16 protein-coding genes are annotated in these 20941 nt (G+C 45.1%); 9 read left to right on the top strand and 7 right to left on the bottom strand.

Translation table 11 applies throughout. The features are described 5' to 3' along the window. Genes CSH93_RS02750 through CSH93_RS02740 form a run of 3 tightly spaced genes read right to left on the bottom strand, consistent with a single transcriptional unit; the run spans nucleotide 1 to nucleotide 3181 of the window. On the bottom strand, nucleotides 1–1608 hold the full coding sequence (locus CSH93_RS02750; RefSeq protein WP_100641677.1) for a carboxyl transferase domain-containing protein: 1608 nt from the start codon (nucleotides 1606–1608) through the stop codon (nucleotides 1–3). 11 nt (nucleotides 1609–1619) lie between these two features. Beyond that, nucleotides 1620–2789, bottom strand: coding sequence for an isovaleryl-CoA dehydrogenase (locus tag CSH93_RS02745; RefSeq protein ID WP_100641676.1), 1170 nt, complete (start codon nucleotides 2787–2789; stop codon nucleotides 1620–1622). Continuing rightward, nucleotides 2786–3181: a MerR family transcriptional regulator gene (locus CSH93_RS02740; protein ID WP_100641675.1), complete on the bottom strand. Its 396-nt coding sequence runs from the start codon at nucleotides 3179–3181 to the stop codon at nucleotides 2786–2788. Before CSH93_RS02740 ends, CSH93_RS02745 begins: the two co-directional genes overlap by 4 nt. A 261-nt stretch (nucleotides 3182–3442) precedes the next feature. Here CSH93_RS02740 and CSH93_RS02735 point away from each other — a divergent pair, with 261 nt between their 5' ends. From CSH93_RS02735 to CSH93_RS02715, 5 genes are all read left to right on the top strand, one after another. Further along, the gene (locus CSH93_RS02735; RefSeq protein WP_100641674.1) at nucleotides 3443–4618 is read left to right on the top strand and encodes a thiolase family protein; all 1176 of its coding nucleotides are present in this window, start codon (nucleotides 3443–3445) and stop codon (nucleotides 4616–4618) included. A gap of 63 nt (nucleotides 4619–4681) precedes the next feature. Beyond that, a complete protein-coding gene (locus CSH93_RS02730) occupies nucleotides 4682–5557 on the top strand; it encodes an alpha/beta hydrolase family protein (protein ID WP_100641673.1) in 876 nt (291 codons plus the stop codon). Further along, on the top strand, nucleotides 5550–6791 hold the full coding sequence (gene kynU, locus CSH93_RS02725; RefSeq protein ID WP_100641672.1) for a kynureninase: 1242 nt from the start codon (nucleotides 5550–5552) through the stop codon (nucleotides 6789–6791). Before CSH93_RS02730 ends, kynU begins: the two co-directional genes overlap by 8 nt. 8 nt (nucleotides 6792–6799) lie before the next feature. Further along, a complete protein-coding gene (locus tag CSH93_RS02720; protein WP_100641671.1) occupies nucleotides 6800–8278 on the top strand; it encodes a transporter substrate-binding domain-containing diguanylate cyclase in 1479 nt (492 codons plus the stop codon). After that, entirely contained in the window at nucleotides 8268–8588 is a 321-nt protein-coding gene (locus tag CSH93_RS02715) for a hypothetical protein (RefSeq protein ID WP_100641670.1), read from the top strand. The genes CSH93_RS02720 and CSH93_RS02715 overlap by 11 nt, the downstream gene beginning before the upstream one ends. 9 nt (nucleotides 8589–8597) lie before the next feature. Here CSH93_RS02715 and CSH93_RS02710 read toward each other — a convergent pair whose 3' ends face one another. From CSH93_RS02710 to CSH93_RS02700, 3 genes are all read right to left on the bottom strand, one after another. Further along, entirely contained in the window at nucleotides 8598–10253 is a 1656-nt protein-coding gene (locus CSH93_RS02710; RefSeq protein ID WP_100641669.1) for a DUF342 domain-containing protein, read from the bottom strand. Between the two features lie 76 nt (nucleotides 10254–10329). Next, complete coding sequence (sbcB, locus tag CSH93_RS02705) at nucleotides 10330–11772, bottom strand: exodeoxyribonuclease I (protein ID WP_100641668.1); 1443 nt, start codon at nucleotides 11770–11772, stop codon at nucleotides 10330–10332. Nucleotides 11773–11784: 12 nt separating this feature from the next. Further along, nucleotides 11785–13428 carry a response regulator gene (locus tag CSH93_RS02700; RefSeq protein ID WP_100641667.1) on the bottom strand — a complete coding sequence of 548 codons (1644 nt, stop codon included), beginning with the start codon at nucleotides 13426–13428 and terminating at the stop codon, nucleotides 11785–11787. Between the two features lie 178 nt (nucleotides 13429–13606). Here CSH93_RS02700 and CSH93_RS02695 point away from each other — a divergent pair, with 178 nt between their 5' ends. The 4 genes from CSH93_RS02695 (at nucleotide 13607) to CSH93_RS02680 (ending at nucleotide 19689) form a co-directional block, all read left to right on the top strand. Beyond that, nucleotides 13607–14629 carry an isoaspartyl peptidase/L-asparaginase family protein gene (locus CSH93_RS02695; protein WP_100641666.1) on the top strand — a complete coding sequence of 341 codons (1023 nt, stop codon included), beginning with the start codon at nucleotides 13607–13609 and terminating at the stop codon, nucleotides 14627–14629. A gap of 161 nt (nucleotides 14630–14790) precedes the next feature. Beyond that, nucleotides 14791–15213 (top strand): CBS domain-containing protein, encoded by a 423-nt coding sequence (locus CSH93_RS02690; protein WP_100641665.1) that lies wholly within the window; start codon nucleotides 14791–14793, stop codon nucleotides 15211–15213. An 80-nt stretch (nucleotides 15214–15293) separates the two neighbouring features. Continuing rightward, nucleotides 15294–19229 (top strand): ATP-dependent RNA helicase HrpA, encoded by a 3936-nt coding sequence (gene hrpA, locus CSH93_RS02685; protein ID WP_240615471.1) that lies wholly within the window; start codon nucleotides 15294–15296, stop codon nucleotides 19227–19229. A 157-nt stretch (nucleotides 19230–19386) separates the two neighbouring features. Then, nucleotides 19387–19689, top strand: coding sequence for a PilZ domain-containing protein (locus CSH93_RS02680; RefSeq protein WP_100641664.1), 303 nt, complete (start codon nucleotides 19387–19389; stop codon nucleotides 19687–19689). A gap of 15 nt (nucleotides 19690–19704) precedes the next feature. Here the strand turns inward: CSH93_RS02680 and CSH93_RS02675 are convergent, their stop codons facing one another. After that, nucleotides 19705–20892, bottom strand: coding sequence for a class I SAM-dependent rRNA methyltransferase (locus CSH93_RS02675; RefSeq protein WP_100641663.1), 1188 nt, complete (start codon nucleotides 20890–20892; stop codon nucleotides 19705–19707). Between the last annotated feature and the right edge of the window lie 49 nt (nucleotides 20893–20941).

Below are 20941 nucleotides of genomic sequence, written 5' to 3'. Positions count from 1 at the left end.
TTACATTCTAAATACGCCAAACTGCGTATCTTCAATTGGTTTATTCAGCGCCGCAGACAAAGAAAGGCCAAGCACTCTGCGTGTATCAGCCGGATCAATAACTCCATCATCCCACAAACGAGCAGATGCGTAGTAGGGGTGACCTTGTTGCTCGTAGGTGTCGATAATCGGCTGTTTAAATGCACTTTCTTCTTCTGTGCTCCATGATTCACCGCTGCGTTCTTTTTGGTCGCGTTTAACCTGTGCGAGTACGCCAGCTGCTTGCTCGCCACCCATTACGGAAATGCGAGCGTTAGGCCACATAAATAAGAAGCGCGGATCATACGCGCGGCCGCACATGCCATAGTTACCAGCGCCGAAGCTACCGCCGATCAAAACCGTTAATTTAGGGACTTTGGCACAAGCAACCGCGGTTACCATTTTCGCGCCGTGTTTCGCAATACCGCCAGCTTCATACTGCTTCCCGACCATAAAGCCGGTGATATTTTGTAAGAAGACTAATGGGATCTTGCGCTGTGCGCATAATTCTATGAAGTGAGCGCCTTTTTGCGCCGACTCAGAGAAAAGAATACCGTTGTTGGCCACGATGCCGACAGGGAATCCGTAAATGCGCGCAAATCCGCACACTAACGTGGTGCCAAACAAAGCTTTAAACTCATCAAACTCTGAAGCATCTACGATACGCGCGATAATTTCTTTCACATCATAAGGCTGACGTGTGTCTTTAGGCACAACGCCATAGATCTCCTCGGGTGCGTACGCGGGTTCACGTGAAGGCAAAACATCAATGTCATAGTGCTTCTTACGGTTTAAACGAGCAATCGCATTACGCGCCAATGACAGTGCATGGTGATCGTTATTGGCGAGATGATCGACAACGCCCGATGTACGACAGTGCACATCACCACCACCAAGTTCCTCGGCAGTCACAACTTCACCTGTCGCAGCTTTTACCAAAGGGGGCCCACCTAAGAAAATAGTGCCTTGGTTTTTAACAATGATAGATTCATCTGCCATTGCTGGAACATAAGCACCACCTGCGGTACAAGAGCCCATAACAACCGCTATCTGAGGGATGTTTTGCGCCGACATGTTGGCTTGATTGAAGAAGATCCGTCCAAAGTGTTCCCGATCGGGAAAGACGTCGTCTTGGCGAGGTAGGTTAGCACCGCCAGAATCGACTAAGTAAACACAGGGAAGGTTATTTTGTTCTGCAATCGTTTGGGCGCGCAGGTGCTTTTTAACGGTGAGAGGGTAGTAGGTACCACCTTTCACCGTAGCATCATTGGCTACGACCATACATTCGATACCGTTAATGATACCTATACCAGCAATAACACCCGCACTTGGGACGTAATCATCGTATACGTCCCAGGCCGCAAGCTGGCCAATTTCAAGAAACGGTGAACCTGGGTCGAGCAAAACGTTGATACGTTCGCGGGGTAACAGTTTACCGCGATCCAGATGGCGCTGGTTCGCTTTTTCACCGCCGCCTAACTTAATTTGAGCGACCTTTTCGCGCAGATCATCAACTTGATGTTGCATGTGCGCTTGGTTGTCAGCAAAAGCCTGACTATTAACGTTTATTTGACTAATGATGCGAGGCACGCGATCTCTCCTTAGGCAGACTCTTTAAATAGTTCACGCCCGACCAACATGCGGCGGATTTCTGATGTACCGGCACCGATTTCATACAGTTTGGCATCACGTAACAAGCGTCCTGTGGGGTACTCATTGATGTACCCATTTCCACCTAATAGCTGAATGGCATCTAGTGCCATCTTGGTGGCAAGCTCTGCTGAATATAAAATTGCGCCGGCAGCATCTTTACGTGTGGTTTCGCCGCGATCGCAAGAACGTGCAACTGCGTACACATAGGCGCGCGCAGCATTCATTTGTGTGTACATGTCAGCAACTTTGCCCTGAACCAATTGGAATTCACCAATAGATTGCCCAAACTGCTTACGGTCATGAATGTAAGGAACAACGATATCCATACACGCCTGCATAATGCCGAGTGGACCGCCGGACAATACCAAGCGCTCGTAATCCAAACCGCTCATTAATACGCGAACACCGCCGCCTTCTTCGCCAAGAATATTCTCTTCAGGTACTTCACAGTCTTCAAAAACAAGTTCACAGGTATTAGATGAACGCATACCTAACTTATCGAGTTTTTGCGCCTGGCTGAATCCTGGGAAGTCACGCTCTACGATAAATGCTGTGATACCACGAGGACCTGCATTGACGTCTGTTTTAGCGTAGATAACATAGGTATTGGCATCAGGACCGTTGGTGATCCACATTTTATTACCATTGAGGATATAACGGTCACCTTTTTTCTCGGCACGTAGTTTCATGCTCACAACGTCTGAACCTGCATTCGGCTCACTCATGGCTAACGCACCAATATGCTCACCAGAAACAAGTTTAGGCAGGTATTTAGCGCGTTGTTCAGCGTTACCATTTTTGAAAATTTGGTTTACGCATAAATTTGAATGTGCACCATAGCTAAGGCCGATACCGGCAGAAGCACGACTGACTTCTTCCATCGCAATAGTGTGGGCCAAATAGCCCATGTCAGAACCGCCGAATTCTTCTGAAACGGTGATGCCCAACAAACCCATTTCACCTAGCTTAGGCCACAATTCATTTGGGAATGCGTTGTTTTCATCTGCCTTTTCCGCCAGCGGCGCGATCTCACCTTGAGCGAATTGATAAACGTGCTCACGCAACATATCAATGTCTTCGCCAAGGCCGAAATTGAGAGTAGGGTAAGGGGTATTCATGCGATTTTTCCTCGTTCTAATTCGCTTAATTCATCACGGCAACGACTTTCTACTTCATCCAGTTCATTCATTAGCATTTGAATGTCGTCTAACTGCTGTCGCAAGGTTGCGCGTTTTTGTTCTGTCATTTTAAGCATTGCAGTTAACTGCGCTGCGGAGTTTGGGTTTGAGTCATACAACTCGAATAAATTTTTTACTTCGGCTAGAGAGAAGCCTAGGCGCTTCCCACGTAAGATCAACTTCAAACGGACTTTATCTTTAGTCCGGTAGACGCGAGATTGGCCAACACGTTCAGGTTGAAGCAGTTCTTGCTCTTCATAAAAACGGATTGAGCGCGGTGTGATATCAAATACCTTGGCCAATTCGCCTATAGTGAAAGTCTTTTCATTCATATGTACTGTTGTCCTGAGCGTTAGTAAAAGTTTACGCAATGAGTCTATTCATCTTCATTGAGTAATGACTTTTTGCTTGTCCTCACGTTTTTTAAACGCTAAGTTTACGTTTACGTAAACCTAAGTTAACGTAAAGGTAAAGTAGCCGACTTCATTCGTCAACTTGATCGGACATCTATGGGTGCATAGAACCAAAGTTGTGTGTCAAATTTGCTATACGAATGCTAGCGTTAATCAAATATTTCAAACGAAGGTACAAGTATGAGTCAGGATTCAGTAGTCATTGTTGCAGCTAAACGCACCGCTATGGGCGGATTTATGGGAGCTTTGTCTACAGTTCCCGCTACCCAGTTAGGCAGCCATGCAATTAGCGCGGTTTTAGACGGCGTTGCGCTAGAGCATGTTGATGAAGTGATTATGGGTTGCGTTTTACCAGCGGGCCTGGGCCAAGCGCCTGCGCGTCAGGCCTCGATTGGTGCATCACTTCCGCTTTCGGCGGGTGCAACCACTATCAATAAAGTGTGTGGCTCTGGTATGAAAGCTGTGATGATGGCTCATGATTTGATTAAAGCAGGGTCTGCTGAAGTCGTCGTAGCCGGCGGTATGGAAAGTATGAGCAATGCGCCTTACATACTACCAAAAGCACGTGCGGGTATGCGCATGGGGCATGGTCAGGTCATGGATCACATGATGCTTGATGGCCTTGAAAACGCTTATGATGGTCAGGCGATGGGGTGTTTCGCACAAGGTACTGCTGACGATGAAGGCATTACACGTGAAAAAATGGATGAATTTGCGCTGAGCTCACTATCCAAAGCCAACACTGCTATAGAACACGGTACTTTTAATGACGAAATCACGCCGGTTACAGTCAAAACCCGTAAAGGTGATGTAACGGTTGATACTGATGAAGGTCCTGGCAGTGCACGCCCAGAGAAAATTCCTAGCCTGCGTCCTGCGTTTAAAAAAGACGGTACGGTTACCGCTGCGAATTCAAGTTCGATTTCAGATGGTGCTGCAGCATTGTTGGTTATGTCTGAATCTAAAGCCAATGCAATGGGATTAAGCCCGTTAGCCAAAATCGTTGCGCATGCGACTAACTCTATTGAGCCTGAAGCATTCACAGTAGCGCCTGTTGGGGCAATAGAAAAACTATTGGCCAAGGCAGGTTGGGATAAAGACGATGTAGATTTGTTCGAAATCAACGAAGCATTCGCGATGGTTACTATGCTTGCCATCAGCAAATTGGGTCTGGATGAAAGCAAAGTGAATATTAAAGGCGGCGCATGTGCACTAGGTCACCCCATTGGTGCCTCTGGTGCGCGTATTATTGTGACCTTGTTACACGCTTTGAAACAGCAAGGTCATAAGCGCGGCGTTGCAGCGCTATGTATTGGTGGTGGTGAAGCAACCGCAATTGCCGTTGAACTGTGTTGATTATTGAGTAACTTATCTGTAAAAAAGGGCACCCTCGGTGCTCTTTTTTTATAAGGGAATAACATGGTAGTAAGCATTCGAAAACGTATAAAAACAATTGCATTATTGTCAGTTTGTGCGCCTTTGGCGATGATGTCTGTGTCTAACGGTGCATTGGCTAACGCCTCTGGCGAGCCAAAGCAATACTTGCATGGTGTCAGCTTCGCCTCGGTGACAGAGTTACCATCGCGCTCACCAACCCGTGTGATGACATATGGCGAAGATGAGAATCAATTTATTGAAATTTGGGCGAGTCAGAATCGTGACCGCATATATCCAGGCGGAGCAGGTGTTGTCATTGTGCATGGGGGATGCTGGCGAAAAGAATACGGCGTTGATCATGTGCGCCCATTAGCCACGGCACTCAGTGATGACGGGTACAATGTGTTTGCCATTGAATATCGCAGGACAGGACAACCAGGCGGCGGCTGGCCAGGCAGTTTGAATGATGTGCGCAATGCGGTTAAAGCCGTACGAGATCAGTATCCTAAAAGTTCATTAGCCTTGGTTGGACATTCAGCGGGGGGGCACTTGGCGTTGCTCGCCGCAACAGATGCGTCATTGCGTTTAGATGCGGTTATTGGCTTAGCGGCTATTACCGATGTGGCCAGTTACAGTGAGCTTAAATCCAGTTGTTCAGAGGCCGGTGTTGCTTTTATGGGGGCGTCTGTTGAAGACTCGCCTGAAGCCTATGCTAAAGCCAACACACGTGACAAGAAAATTGTACCGCCGTTATATTTGTTAACGGGCAAAAGCGACTCAATTGTACCCGAGAGTCAGAACAAACATCCGCAATCTAAGCGTTTCCATGGCGACAATATTGGTCATTTTGACTGGATCCACAGTCAAAGCGAAGCGTACCAACACCTTAAAAATACGTTAGGTCGACTGTATGAGTGAGCATTCGTTGCTTGCACAAGCGGAGCGCATGGATAAGCAGGATCCGCTTGCGCCATATCAACAGCGGTTTGAATTACCTTCAGATACCGTTTATTTGGATGGTAATTCTTTAGGTCCATTAACTTCAGCGTCTAAAGCGCGTGCCAAGGCGGTTGTTGAACAGCAATGGGGACGAGATCTGATTACCAGTTGGAATGCGCATAAATGGATTGAATTGCCGACACGTGTTGGCGAAAAGATCGCGCCACTCATTGGGGCAGCCAGTGGTCAGGTAGTGTGTTGTGATTCTACCTCAGTTAATATTTTCAAATTGTTGTGTGGCGCTATTGCGATGCAACCTGAGCGCCACGTGGTGCTTACTACCGACGATAATTTTCCCACTGACCGCTACATGATTGAGGGGATCCAGCGTCTTCATCCGCAGCTAGACATGTTGAGTGTTGATGAAAATGACATTCTGAGTCGAATCGACTCGTCTATTGCGGTGATGTTGCTGACCCAAGTGAATTACCGTACGGGCAAGCGTTTGAATATGCAGGAGATAACGCGCAAAGCTCATGAGCATGGCGTGCTGGTGATATGGGATTTGGCACACAGTGCCGGTGTTATTGATATTCAACTGGATGAATGTGACGTGGATTTTGCCGTGGGGTGTGGCTACAAATACCTTAACGGTGGTCCAGGCGCACCTGCATTTTTATATGTTGCTAAACGTCATCAACCGGCTTTTAAGCAGCCCCTACAGGGTTGGATGGGACATAGCGCTCCCTTTACCTTTGATCCGCACTATCAGCCTAGTCAAAGTATTCAGCACAACCTTGTGGGAACACCCAATGTATTGTCCATGAGTGTGTTGGATGCGGCTTTGGATATCTTCGTTGAGCTGCCAATGGAAGCAGTAGAAGCGAAGGCACTAGGTTTACGTGAATGGTTTGCGACGTTGTTAAATGAATGCGATGTTGTACGTTATTTTGATCAACTTGTTTGCCACCATGGAAGCGATGGCGGCGCTCAATTGGCACTGCATCACAAAGACGCCTATGCGATTTGTCAGGCTTTGATTGATGTTGGTGTGATCGCCGACTTTCGTGCGCCAGACATTTTAAGGATCGGTTTTTCGCCATTATTTCTAACATATAAAGATTTGCTAGTGGCTGTAGAGCGTCTTTCTGACATAATGGTCAACAATCATTATAAACAGCCGCGATATCATATAAAGCAAGCGGTTACCTAAGCGTATCCATGACTCATTTTTTTAAATTGATTTTTACCTATGTACTGGGATGTACTGTTGCCTTTCTAACGGTTTTTTCCGTTCAGGCTCAAGTGTCAAATGCGCAAGACCGCGTAACCCTGCATTATTGTGTTGATCCAGACTGGATGCCATACGAAGCGATCCGTAATGGCGTTCATGTGGGCATTTCAGCAGACTATCTGCAATTGCTATCTGAATTAGCAAATATTGAGTTCGTGTTGGAGAAAACCGAGAGCTGGACGGAAAGTTTACGCAAGGTAGCCGCCGGAACTTGTGATCTGATCCCCATGCTGAATCGAACACCTCAGCGAGAGTCTAGTATCGCTTTTACCGATACTTTTTTTACCTCTTCTAATGTCATGGTAGCACCGAGTTCTTCTACTGTTATTCAGGGTTATGAAGCCATAACCGATCAAGTGTTAGGAGTCGTGAAAGGGTATCGTCATAGTGAATATATCCAACGCTACTATCCCAATATCGCACTGCAACAATTTGATACAGAGCGAGACGTATTGTGGGCGCTGTCTGAGGGAAAAATTGATTTGGCGGTTGGCTCTTTATTGGCCGTCAATGCCATGATCCAAAACAACGGTTTAACCAACATTCAGGTGATTGGGTTGGCTCAGCCTCACGACCAGTTACGCGTGGGAGTGTCAAGACGTTTAAATAAGATCATCAATGATGAAGTCGTCTCAGCACGAGACATTCTCGATCGTTTAAACGACGCCATTCGTCAAATTCCAGAAACTGAACACGTCAATATTTATCGTCAGTGGAATAACGTTAAATATATCGAACATACCGACTACAAGATGTTTGTGTGGCCGGTGGTGTTACTGCTTATTATTATTTCGGCAATTGTTTGGCGTAACCGCAGTATAAATGCAATTAATCGGGCTCTGTCACTCACCAATAGTGAACTTGAACGATTGCAAACGGAGTTAGTAGAAAAAAACAGAAGCCTAGAGTTCTTATCGATTCACGATCACTTAACAGGCTTATATAACCGCAACTTTATGCTGCAAAGGGCTGAGGAAGCGGTGAATGCGTTTGAGCGATTCAAGCAGCCTGTATGTATTATGGTGATGGACGTCGATCATTTTAAAGCTATCAATGACCGTTTTGGGCATGCCGTAGGTGATAAAATATTAATTGAATTGACTCGCATTTCTCAGGGCAGTTTGAGAGAAGTCGATTTGATTGCGCGTTGGGGAGGAGAAGAGTTTCTGATCCTTTGCCCGAATACCACAGAAGGTGAGGCCAAAGTTCTAGCAGAACGGATCCGCACCTCTCTGGCTAAAACAAGGATTGCGCCATTAGATGGGCCCATTACCTGCAGTTTTGGTGTCGCTGAAATTCGCAGCGGCGATGACTTTACGACCTGGTTCGATAATGCCGATCGGTGCATGTTTAATGCGAAGAGAGAAGGTCGAAATCGTATTGTTGGATTATCCGATGCGCGCTAACTATATATTGCTGTTAATGGTGACCGTTATGTTGGTTTTGGGCGGTTGTCAGCGCGATGACCTGCCAACCATTGGTAGAACACACGGTGATTTTCCGATGGCGCGTATTCTAGTGAATAAAGATGGGTGTTGGGTGTTTACGCAGAAGGTGTATTTTGACACACCATTTGCTACTGGCATGAGCTTTGATAAAAACAGTTGTTTGCAAGATTCTGCTAAGATTGGTCGTAAGCAGGTCACTGATCTCGTTAATATGCACGTATCACTGACCTACGATGGCGAATATTACATTATTAAAAACGGTTACTAGTGTTATCCGCTATACCATTGGGTCATAGTGCCATTGGTGATCGTCATAGTTGACAACCGATCGTCCGTACTCTCGTTCAGAGCGCCATACGCGGTTATTGAGTTTTACCGATACGCCTGAATACATGCGTTTAAAGGCTTTAAGCATAATACCTCGCGTGTAATCGTCCTTGGCTTGTTTCATTTCAAGGTTTTTGATTTCAAGCCAATTCAATAACTGCGCTTCGTTTTCAAACATTTCTAAGGCTTCGTCTACTTTGCTGCGCAAACTTTTGGGGATCAGCTTGGATTTGATTAAGTCGATTTTATCTTTGTGTTTGGAGTTATTTTCGCGCAGTTGTTTTAGCAAATCGTCGAGAAGATCCTTTCGCTCCATTAACTGATTAAAGCCTTTACTGAAGTCGATGGCCAGGTTACTACCTGATACCGCACCAAGCGTGCCCGCCATGACCGCTTTTTGGCCAATGACATTACAGGCAAATAGATTACCATTCGGGTTATCGACTTGACCTACAATGATATCGCCTTTGCACTCTAATCGACTGTAGGCGACTTGACGTCCTATAGTGATATTGCCGCCACACTTGATATCAAGCCCTTGTCCATGCTGTACGTGAATACTACCACTGGCCTTTAATTCACAACTAAAGTCAGTTTGATCATCGCTGGCTTTCCCCATAGCACCTTCGGTGATCACGATGTCGCCACCAGCATGAATAGATGCTGATTCAACAAACCCATTCACGGTAATGTCGCCTGTTGCGACAATCACCATTTTTTCCGTAACATCACCATTGACCAGTACGGCACCGTCATAATTGATATTACCGGTGCCGACATTGACGCCTTGGCAAATAAAGGTGTCATCAACGGTCATGATGAAATCTTGGAATTTAGGCATGCCTGAGATCGTCGCAACCACTAGATTCTCATCATGGTCACTGATAGCGGTACCATCACCGAGTTTAATGCTCTGCCACTCGCCGGCTTTTGCTTCAAGCTGGTTGCCCTTAATGTCAAAACCAGAGCGCCCTTGGGAAGGTGGTAAACGACGTAATACTTCAGTTCCTGCTTTTACGCATATAACTTCACCCAAATTTCGCATATCGACGCGCGATGCAGACGATGTTTGAGGACGAAGTACGCGCTCTAATGCGTTTGGGACAAGCGGTTTAACGTGTGACGAATGGCCATCTCGTGCAGGGAGCCCTTTGGCAATGATTTGTTCGACAAGTTGCCCTGGCGCTGCCAATCTAACTTTATCTATTGCTTCTTTTATCCGCTTTAATCCGAGGCCTCTGGTGATCCCTTGTTGCTTCGCCATTTTGACAATCGCTTGTAGGCTCGGGGTTTGCCCACCGTAAGGCGCAGTAATCGCGAGTGTGGCTTGCATTGAATCCTCCGGTACGCGGAATTCAACTTCGGCGTGTCGTTTTTCACCGATTTTACTGTTTACGACGGAGAAATCTTTGGTTTTAAAGTGGTGATTTGCTTTATCACACGCACTTTTTATTTCAGTTTCAGAAAGATATAGCGAGGCATAATCGCTTTTTTGTACGTAGGCAAGCAGCGCCTTTGATTCGACTTCTTTTTCAAACTCAGCAGGATTGATTGACAATTCTACTGCATTGGCTTGCTCATTATACTTTAGCGAAACACCTTTCATTTGCACCAACCACTGAAGTTACGACATTTTGTTATCGGCGGTTTATGATTAAACCTTTATATAAGGATAGTCAACACTACAAGTTCTGTGCATATTCCGCAAGTGCACGCAGTATTGCCATTTTATTCGGGTCGTTTTGATATTGTTCAACTAATTGCTCTAACTCAAGCATGAAAGTATGGATATCGAGCCAGCCTGCCTGATTGTCAATCATTAATCTTGCTTGTCGGTGAGCTTGCCATTTGGCCATTTCTTGGGCATCTAACGTCGCCGGGAAGTTCCGCGCACGATATCTAAATAAACGGGTCTTAAATGCTGCAGTCGGGGCGTGATCCGACAATTCAGCTAGCTGCTCTGGCTTAGTTTCAATGACCTGTTGGCACCAGCGCTTTCGCTCGGCGGATAAAAAGCCTTCATGATATAAACCGAAGTCGGGATCAATTATTTGTTCTGGCGCGGCGTCGTCAAATACATCGATTAATTTTTCAATTAATCCTGGCGTATTGAGACATTGCTGGTGCCTCTCTAGTGCGACTTGTATATCTATTCCCAATTCTTTTGCCCGAGACTCCGACAATGTCGACATGGGCGCTACAAAGGGACAGCGGTTAATTGCGATGGTTTTTAGTGCCGGACGTGTTTCATCGGGACCTAATTCGGATGACTTTAGATATAGCCTCTGGCGGATTTCATCACTGTTTAATGACAACAAATTGTCTATCGGTTCAGATAAGTTAATGGTGATGACCGAGTTTCTATTGATCGGATGCAGGGCTATCGGCATGACGATCGCACAGCAACCGTTACTTGCTTTAAAGCGCGAGCTAATATGAACGACAGGCTGCATTGAATGAACATTGAGCCTCGCCTGAACCGTTTGCTTTTGCCGCAAACTAAACCCGTATTCGTATAGTTTAGGCTGTTTATCTTTGATTAACTTGGCTAGCCCGATGGTGGCGCGTACGTCAGATAATGCATCATGGGCGCTGGCATGATCGAGTCCATTCGCTTTTGACAGATCTTCTAATTTAAAAGAAGGACTGCCATCTTCTTTGTAAGGCCATTCTATTCCCTCAGGGCGAAGGGCATAACAGGCTCGGACTAAATCGATAAGATCCCAACGACTATTGCCGTTTTGCCACTCTCGAGCATAGGGATCATAAAAGTTACGAAACAATGAGAAGCGGCTGACTTCATCATCAAAGCGGATACTGTTGTAGCCAACAACGCAGGTGTTCGGTTCACTCAATTCTTTATGCACTAAGCGCATAAATTCAGACTCTCTGTACCCATCGCGTAAGCTTTGTTGAGGCGTAATGCCCGTGACTAAGCATGCCTGAGGGTGGGGCAGATAATCATTGGGAATTTGGCAGAACCAATTAACAGGCTTGTCGACTTCATTGAGTGATAAGTCAGTTCTAATTGCGGCAAACTGACTTGGCCAGTCTCGTTTTGGATCTGCGCCCCATGTCTCATAATCGTGAAACAGAAGGGTGGGCGTTGTAGACGTATTACTCAAACCAAATTCAGCTTATTCTTCGTCGCTGTCAAAGCCCAGCTGTTCAACATAGTTTTTAAACTTAGCAGCTTGTGCTGGGCCAAGTGATGCACTTTCAAGCAGAGTGTTGGCTTTCATTGCTTCTTGCAGGTGCTCAGGGCTTAAGCGTTCTGTCTGGGATATATTTGCTAATACTTTTAATAGGCTCATTGCCACTTGTTTATTTTGTGGCGAAAGTTTCAATGCTTGCTTGAGATTTTGAAAAGCTGGGCCCATGCGGTTTTCTTTGTAGTTTACCGCTGCCATTTCCTTCAGCTCTTTTGCAGTAAAACTAATTTCACGTCGCTCGATACTTTCTTGTTTCAAATATTCATTGACGACATTACTGGAAAAGCTATCACCGGCAATTTGCTTGCCCATTTTATCCAATATCGCTAAAGACTTTTCTTTGTGGCCTAGCTCGTGAAACGCTTTCATCTTATCGAGATTGTCTTCCAACGAAGCTTTATCGGAAAGAGAGACTTCCTCTTCCATCAATTTTTCAGCACTTTTCTTATCATCTTTGACGCACAAAATTCGCGCTTTCAGTACCGCAATTTGTTCGTTGTCAATTGCCATCGAGCCACGGCTTAATTTTAACTTTTCGATATCCCGATCTGCACGTTGCAAGAATGGCACAGCTTCTTCTTTGCTTAGGCTCGTCGCTAAATCGATGCCTGCGCGAACAACATTTAGCAAAAGTTCAGGAGAGTCATGTATTGAGTTTTTGGCATACCTAGCCATATTTTGTGTGGCCTGATATTGACCCATTTTATCGTGATTCAGCCGAGCTAAATCCCATAGCTTTTTATTACGGTTAATGTTGCGTGGTGCTAATCGGCTGGCCTCTTTCATCTGCTCATATGCTTCCGCATATTGCTCGTGGTCGATGTGGTACTGGGCCAGCAGATCGTATGTATTAAAGCGTGTATCTTCTCTCTCTAACATTTCTTCAATAAGCATGTCAGCTTCATCTTTTTTGTTCTGTTTCAACAAGGCTCTCGCCAAGCCAATTGAAACCCAACCGTAATTAAATTCTTTCAATAATTCGGTGTAATGGCGCTCTGCTTCCGCGAACTCATGTAAGCCAATAAAACATTCACCAATGATGCGCTTAACACGTGGATAAAGGTCCTTGAGTGACGGATCCAATAGTTGCCTTTCAGCGTGGTAAATAGCAGCAGAATAATCTTGATGATCCAAACAATAGAGCAGTTTATGCAGCTTTTTACGGATTGCTAATAGGTACTTTAAGCGCCTTTCTACTTTGGCAAGATCAAGAGGTTTAACCCAAAAATCATCAGGTTGAAGTTCAATAATACAGTTAACTAATTCTTTGCTGGTTTCTGCACTTAGGAACACAACCGTTGTTTCTTTGTTGATGTAACCTTTTATTTTGAGTTCTTCGTACAGGTGGAAGCCATCTTTGTCAGCATTGACATCAAACGAAATCATGATGATATGGAATTGGTGGGCTTCACATAAACGCAGCGCGTAAAACGCATTTTGTGCGCTTTTTACTTTGGTGATACCTACTTCTTTAAATGCATTTTTAATATTGTCTTGGACTAAGCTTTGTCCATCAATGATTAATGCACTTATTTCATGTGGTTCTAGTGGAGCAGGTATTTTTTTCAATCCGTAACTCAGCCTTTATGTAAGAATTGTTTGTAGCTAACTGAAAAATATAAAAAGGTTCCTTCTCCAAAATAATAGCGACATTCACGACGTTCGACAACTGTTGTTCGTGGGTTCTGGTAATAGGTTAGCGTTCAGCGTATGGTTAAATCACTTCTATTTACGGGAAATTGGTAAGATGGTTCAAGTTTTACGCAAAGGGCTATTGTTTGTAACGTTGTTCTTTATCAGTACGTTCGCTTTATCGCATGGTTCTCATTCAGTTGCTATCGCGATCCATGGAGGTGCGGGAACGATTACAAAGGCTGACTTAACAGATGCGCAAGAAGCTGCCTATAGAAAAGCATTAGCTGAGGCATTGGACACGGGATACGCGTTATTACAAGCGGGTAAGCCTGGCGAAGAGGCGGTGGTTGCAGCGATTCAGTTGATGGAGGAGTCGCCGCTTTTTAATGCCGGAGTTGGCGCGGTGTATACTTTCGACGCCATTCATGAGTTAGACGCGTCAATCATGCATGGGTTGTCGCGTGATGCTGGTGCTGTAGCAGGCGTGACGACAATAAAAAGCCCAATTGCCGCTGCTAGAGCGGTCATGCAGCATTCCCCGCACGTAATGTTGACGGGTAAAGGAGCAGAAACGTTTGCTAAGCAACAAGGCCTATCCTTGGTAGATAATAGTTATTTCAATACACAAAGAAGACTGAAAGCACTACAAAAAGCCAAACAAGCACTTAGCACTGAAACTTCAATGAGAACACTATTTGAGAGTGGGGCTGAATATAAATTTGGAACTGTTGGTGTTGTAGTGCTTGATAAGGACGGTAATTTGGTGGCTGGAACATCAACTGGTGGTATGACGGCAAAGCGTTATGGCCGCGTCGGTGATTCTCCTATTATCGGTGCTGGCACGTTTGCCGATAACAACAGTTGTGCTGTATCAGCAACCGGGCACGGCGAATACTTTATCCGCTATAATGTTGCAGCGGATATTTGTGCAAGAATGCAGTATCAATCACTAACGCTTGAACAGGCAGCAGATACAGTAATCAACAAGGTTTTAAAACCTGTCGGTGGTGACGGTGGCGTGGTGGCTGTTGATAAATATGGCAATGTTGCAATGCCATTTAATACTGAAGGAATGTACCGTGCGAGTATCGATGCGATGGGAACTCGCACTATTGCTATCTACCGTGACAACTGATCAATAGCTGACAAGTTGCAGTGCGTTAGTTGTAGGTGGTAAAAATTTCTTTTAAAAAGTAGTGGTTTAGTCGATTTACATCTACGCTTATTTTATGCAGCGTAGTTTTATCACTCAGGCTGCCGATAATAAGAAATAGGCTGTTAGTCATAGGAGTCATAATGGAATCACTATTGGTTTCAGATTATATGAATCGTCGCGCAGTTAAATTAACTGTAGATATGCCGATTGCAGAGGCGGTTGAGCGCTTGCTGACCAGCAAGCAATCAGGCGGCCCCGTCGTAGACGCACACAACAAAGTAGTAGGATTTTTATCCGAGCAAGATTGCCTGAGTAAAATGATTACGTCGAGTTACTACCGTGAGCAAGTGTGCCGGATTAAGGATGTTATGCAAACAGAGGTTTTATCTGTTAAGCCATATTCTTCGGTACTCGAGCTTGCTGAACTTATGCTAAAGGCTAAGCCGAAGATTTATCCCGTAATTGATGATGATGGTTTTTTACTTGGCAGTATTAGTCGTTCTGAAGTGCTAAATGCTATCGATGTGCAATTGCAGGACGGATATAAAGCGAAAGCAAGTTAGTCCAATTTGCTAGAGTAACTAGTATTTTGGCGAATGTTCTTCTAGGATCGCGCACCTATTAAATCATTAACGGGTGCCGATTGAGTTCTACTGACACGTCAATTCCTGATAACTTCGATGAAACCTTATCTATTGACCAGGTAAGCGCATTGCTGCCTGAGTGTGCGCTAGTTGATGCTCATCGTCTATCACGCGAATATTCCCGTCTGCATTCCTCCTTGAAAAAAGCTTCATCGGCAGATTTGGAGAAAAACGCGCGCTGGCGTGCTTTATCGTCTCGCTTGCTTAAATCTGTTCAACGTGTGCAATTACGTAAACAAAACATTCCCAATGTGCATTATCCAGACTTGCCAGTCAGTCGAGAAAAGGAACAAATTCAACAAGCAATTGCCAACAATCAAGTCATTATTATCGCGGGCGAAACCGGCTCTGGCAAAACAACTCAGTTGCCTAAGATGTGCCTTGAAATGGGGTTGGGAACGCGCGGGATGATTGCTCATACGCAACCACGTAGGCTTGCTGCGAGAAGTGTTGCGTCTCGAATCGCTGATGAGTTGGAAACGCCAATTGGCGAGCACGTAGGGTTTAAGATCAGGTTCAGTGACAACGTTAGCGAGTCTACGTATATCAAGTTAATGACGGACGGTATGTTGCTGGCTGAGATGCAAAATGATCGTTTTCTCAATCAATACGACACGATCATTATTGATGAAGCTCACGAACGCAGTTTGAATATAGATTTCTTGTTGGGTTACTTAAAACAGTTACTGGATAAACGTCCTGAACTTAAGTTGATCATCACGTCAGCGACTATCGACCCTGAGCGCTTTTCTAAGCATTTTAATGATGCGCCAATGATAGAAGTCAGTGGACGAACGTATCCTGTTGAAATTCGTTATCACGCACCTGAAGAAGACAGCGATTTAATGGATGCGATTGTTGGCGCTGTCGATGAGCTCATGCGTGAAGCTCCCGGTGATATTCTGATATTTCTCAGTGGCGAGCGCGATATACGTGATGCGCAAGAAGCGCTACTAAAACAGCAATATCGTCATACTGAGATTATTCCTTTATTCGCCCGTCTGAGTGCTAGTGAACAAAACCGTATTTTTCAAGCGCACTCAGGGCGTCGAATTGTACTCGCTACAAACGTAGCGGAAACGTCCTTAACCGTGCCCGGCATAAAATACGTGGTAGACCCTGGACTTGCTCGGGTTTCAAGATATAGCGCACGCAGTAAAGTGCAGCGTTTACCGATTGAAGCAATATCTCAGGCAAGCGCTAACCAGCGCGCCGGGCGATGCGGACGTACTTCTGAAGGTATATGCATTCGGTTATACAGTGAAGAAGACTATTTAGGTCGTCCTGAGTTCACCGATCCTGAAATACTCAGAACAAACCTCGCATCAGTTATCCTACAAATGTTGTCGTTAGGGTTAGGTGATATTGGAAAGTTTCCCTTTGTTCAGCCCCCCGATAGCCGCAACATTAAAGATGGTTTTTTATTGTTGGAAGAATTGCAAGCGATAACGCCGAGTAAAAAAGGGCCAGTGTTGAGTCCACTTGGACAACAATTAAGCCGTCTTCCAATCGATCCCCGTTATGCGCGAATGGTTCTCGCTGCGGGCGCCTTCGATGCTGTCAATGAGGTGATGATTATTGCGGCGGGTTTATCGATACAAGACCCGAGAGAGCGACCACAGGATAAAAGACAAAAGGCAGATGAAGCGCATAAAGTATTCCACGATGAAAGTTCAGATTTCATCGCACTATTGAATCTGTGGAATGGGTTTAAATCTCAACAGCGAGCATTATCGAGTAATCAACTGCGTAAGTGGTGTAAAACGCAATTTATTAATTATCTGCGGATGCGCGAATGGCAGGATATCGTTAGCCAAATCAAACATTCATTAGTCAACATAGATTTACGCCTAAACTCAACACCAGCTGAGTATGACGCGATCCACCAAAGCATTGTGACCGGTTTATTGTCACACGTGGGCCAATTGGACAAAGATCGTGTTTATACCGGCGCGCGAAACGCAAAATTCATGATATTTCCAGGTTCCGGAATCGCGAATAAAACCCCTAAATGGGTAATGGCAGCCGAATTAGTTGAAACATCCAAACTGTTTGCTCGTGTCGTTGCCAAGATACAACCGGAATGGATTGAGCCTTTAGCTCCACACTTAGTCAAATCGAGTTATAGCGAACCACACTGGTCGAAGAAACGTGGTGCCGTGATGGCATTCCAACGGGTTACTTTACTCGGTCTTCCCATTGTCGCTAAACGTTCTGTGAATTATGGCAACATCGATCCAGTGATATGCCATGAGCTATTTATTCGCGAGGCATTAGTCAATGGACACACGCAGTTAAACTATCAGTTTTTACGTGATAATCATGCGTTGGTAGAGCACATTGATGAATTAGAGCAAAAGACGAGACGACGTGATTTATTAGTATCAGAAGATGAGTTGGTCGACTTTTATCTTACCCGCATTCCAGAGCATATCGTCAGTGAAGCGAGCTTCAAAAAATGGTACCGACAACAGTCCTCGGAAAACATAGCAGCGCTGCAATTTAGTCGCAAAGATATTAGCCGTTCAGATGTTGCCGACAATACTGATGTTCAATTCCCCGCGTTTTGGCGCCAAGGGGATATGGTACTGCCCCTTGAATATGAATTTGATCCAGCCGCTGAGCATGATGGGGTTAGTGTTGTAATACCGTTACCACTTTTAAATCAAATTAAAAACCAAGGCTTTGATTGGTTGGTGCCGGGTTTGCGTCATGAGCTCGTGGTGGCCTTGATAAAAGGCTTACCAAAACGTTTGCGCCGACATTTTGTACCTGCACCTGATTATGCGACCGCGGTGCTAGCGGCGTTAACAGATAAACAGGTTTCGCCTGAACAACCGTTAATACCGGCTATTGCTGAGCAGCTCAAGAGAATGACGGGAACCTTGCTTACTGCAGAAGACTTTATTGATATTCAATTGCCAGTACATTTGCGCATGCATTTTCGTGTTGTGAATGAAAACAACAAGGTTTTGGCACGTGGCGACAACTTGGTAGAGCTACAGAAAAGCCTACAAGGCCAGGTTCAAGATACGTTAAATAAAGCCGCAACACCTGAATTTGAGCGCGAAGGATTAACGCAATGGGATTTCGAACAACTACCCGAAAAGTTCTCGCGTAAAACAGGGCAATTTGAAGTGCAGGCCTATCCAGGCTTGGTGGCAGCTAAGCAAGGTGTCGATATAAAACTGTTTGATACGGAACAAGAAGCGCATGAAGCACATAGGGCGGGTATAACCGCACTGGTCAAATGCGTAATACCTTCACCAATCAAACATTTACAACAGAAACTGCCCAACAAATCGAAGCTTGGATTGTATTTCAATCCATTTGGTTCGATTGCTGCGCTAATTGATGATTGTGTGGGTGCAGCGATTGATGCCATGGTGATTGATATGTACGGCGGGCATAGTACTGTGCGCAGTCAATCGCAGTTTGATGCACTGTGTGAACATGCTAGAGCCAATATAAATGAAGATGTACTTGCCTTGGCTATCCAAGTCGAAAAGGGATTGGTTGTCGCAGCTCAAATTCAAAAGCAACTCAAAGGGAAAATTGACTTTCAACTTGTGCATGCGTTGGCCGATGTTAAAGCGCATTTATCCACTTTGGTGTATCCCGGTTTTGTGTCTGATATTGGTGTCTCGCGCATCAAAGATTGGCAGCGCTATATCAATGGGCTTGCCAACCGAATTGAAAAACTCAAGGTTGATATAAACCGAGATCGGGTCAATATGCTGACAATTGAAAAGATCACTCAACAGTACTCAAAGTTGTTAGACGAGCGGCAAAGAATGCGAAACGTGTCACCGGAATTGCTTGAAACTCGCTGGTTAATCGAGGAATTGCGCGTATCATTGTTTGCTCAACAATTGGGGACACGAGTGCCTATTTCGGCTAAGCGAATAGAGAATCATTTAAAATCTCTTGCATAATCAGAAAGCTAACTTGTTGGTTGTGTGCTGTCATTAGATGTTCACTTTCAAGTCATTGACATTGATTGGATTGCATCCTATAACTTGGGAAGCAAATTGATGAAACAATTATCTGTCACGCTGGACCAACACAGCTAAACAGTCAGGAGATGCAGTAATGCTGGGATACGACGATAAGCGCAACTTTTTCCGAATGATGGTGAACTCTCCGTGCGAATTGATATTAAACGATGATGAATCGAGCCGCACGATACAGGCTATTTGCAGAGACATCAGCGCCACGGGCATGTCGTTGGAAGTCGGCGAATCTTCTATTGAACTTGGTACGCTTGTATCGGTAGCCATTGAGTCCACAAGTAGTCAAATTCCCTCATTATCAGCCAAAGCGAAAGTTGTCAGGTGCGAACCGGAGGGAGAGTCTAGCTGTGTCGTTGGGGTAGAAATACTCGAAATGAAATAACCACGCATTGCGTGGTTAAAACACCTGACATAATAAACCTTTCAAATAATACCCTTCAGGATAGTTGCCAGAAGTGGCGTGGTCTGGCGCTTGAGAAAGGCGCTGCAGGATCTTGAGCTCTCGGTTAGCGTCCAACGCAGCATCCGATACAATTTTCTGAAAAAGATCTGCAGGCATTAAGCCAGAACAACTATAGGTCGCTAAATACCCACCGGGTTTCACTGCATGAATACCGTAAAGGTTTATGTCTTTGTATCCACGTGATGCACGTGACAAAGAAGCTTTGCTGTCAACGAATTTGGGTGGGTCCAGAATAACGGTATCAAACTGTCGCTGCTGAGAATGATAATCTCTTAGCAGTTGGAATACGTCTTGTTGCACAAAGTCGTTTTCAGCATCCGAAAAACCATTCAACTGAGCATTGCGTTTAGCTGTTTCTAAAGCACTGGGTGAAACATCTACATGGGTAACATGAGCTGCGCCGTATTTTAATGCATAACAACCAAATGTTCCGGTGTAACTAAAACAGTTGAGTACGTGTCTGTCTTTACAATAACCGGCAGTCACATGCCTATTATCACGTTGATCGAGGTAAAATCCGGTTTTATGGCCATTGATCAAATCAACAATAATCGAAACACCATTTTCTTCAATCACAACTTCGTCGGGTAGCGTTCCACTTAACGTCTCGACACGTTGTGCTAACCCTTCTTTTTCTCTAACGGCTACATCACTGCGTTCGTGGATAATAGCTTCTGGATAAAAGCGTTTAACCGCCCATACTATCTTGTCTTTGTGCTTTTCTGCGCCTGCTGATAAAAGCTGCAAAACCACAACATTTTTATACACATCAATGGTTACGCCCGGTAAACCATCGGATTCACCTGCGATCAGTCGATAGGCATTAGTTTGAGAAGTTTCAATTACGTGCTGTCGCTGCGTTTGAGCTTGCTCTAGGCGACGGCAAAAGAATGCATTATCTACACTTTCAGACTGGTTGAAGGTCCAAATGCGGACGCGGATCTGTGAATGAGGGGAATACGCGCCACGCCCCAACCATTGACCTTTAGCCGATACAACATCAACGGTGTCTCCAAGTTGACAGCGTCCCTTTATCTTTGCAACGGCTCCGGCAAAAACCCATGGATGTTTGCGAAGCAGTGACTTTTCTCGATCGGCAGCTAGAATAATTGTGGCAGGCATAATTTTCGTATTTAATGGAAAACGCTGATTATACCGTACATTTAACCTC

Source organism: Neoalteromonas facilis, assembly GCF_002807665.1.
Taxonomy (GTDB): Bacteria; Pseudomonadota; Gammaproteobacteria; order Enterobacterales; family Alteromonadaceae; genus Alteromonas_E; species Alteromonas_E facilis.
This window is presented reverse-complemented; position numbering and strand designations above follow the sequence as displayed.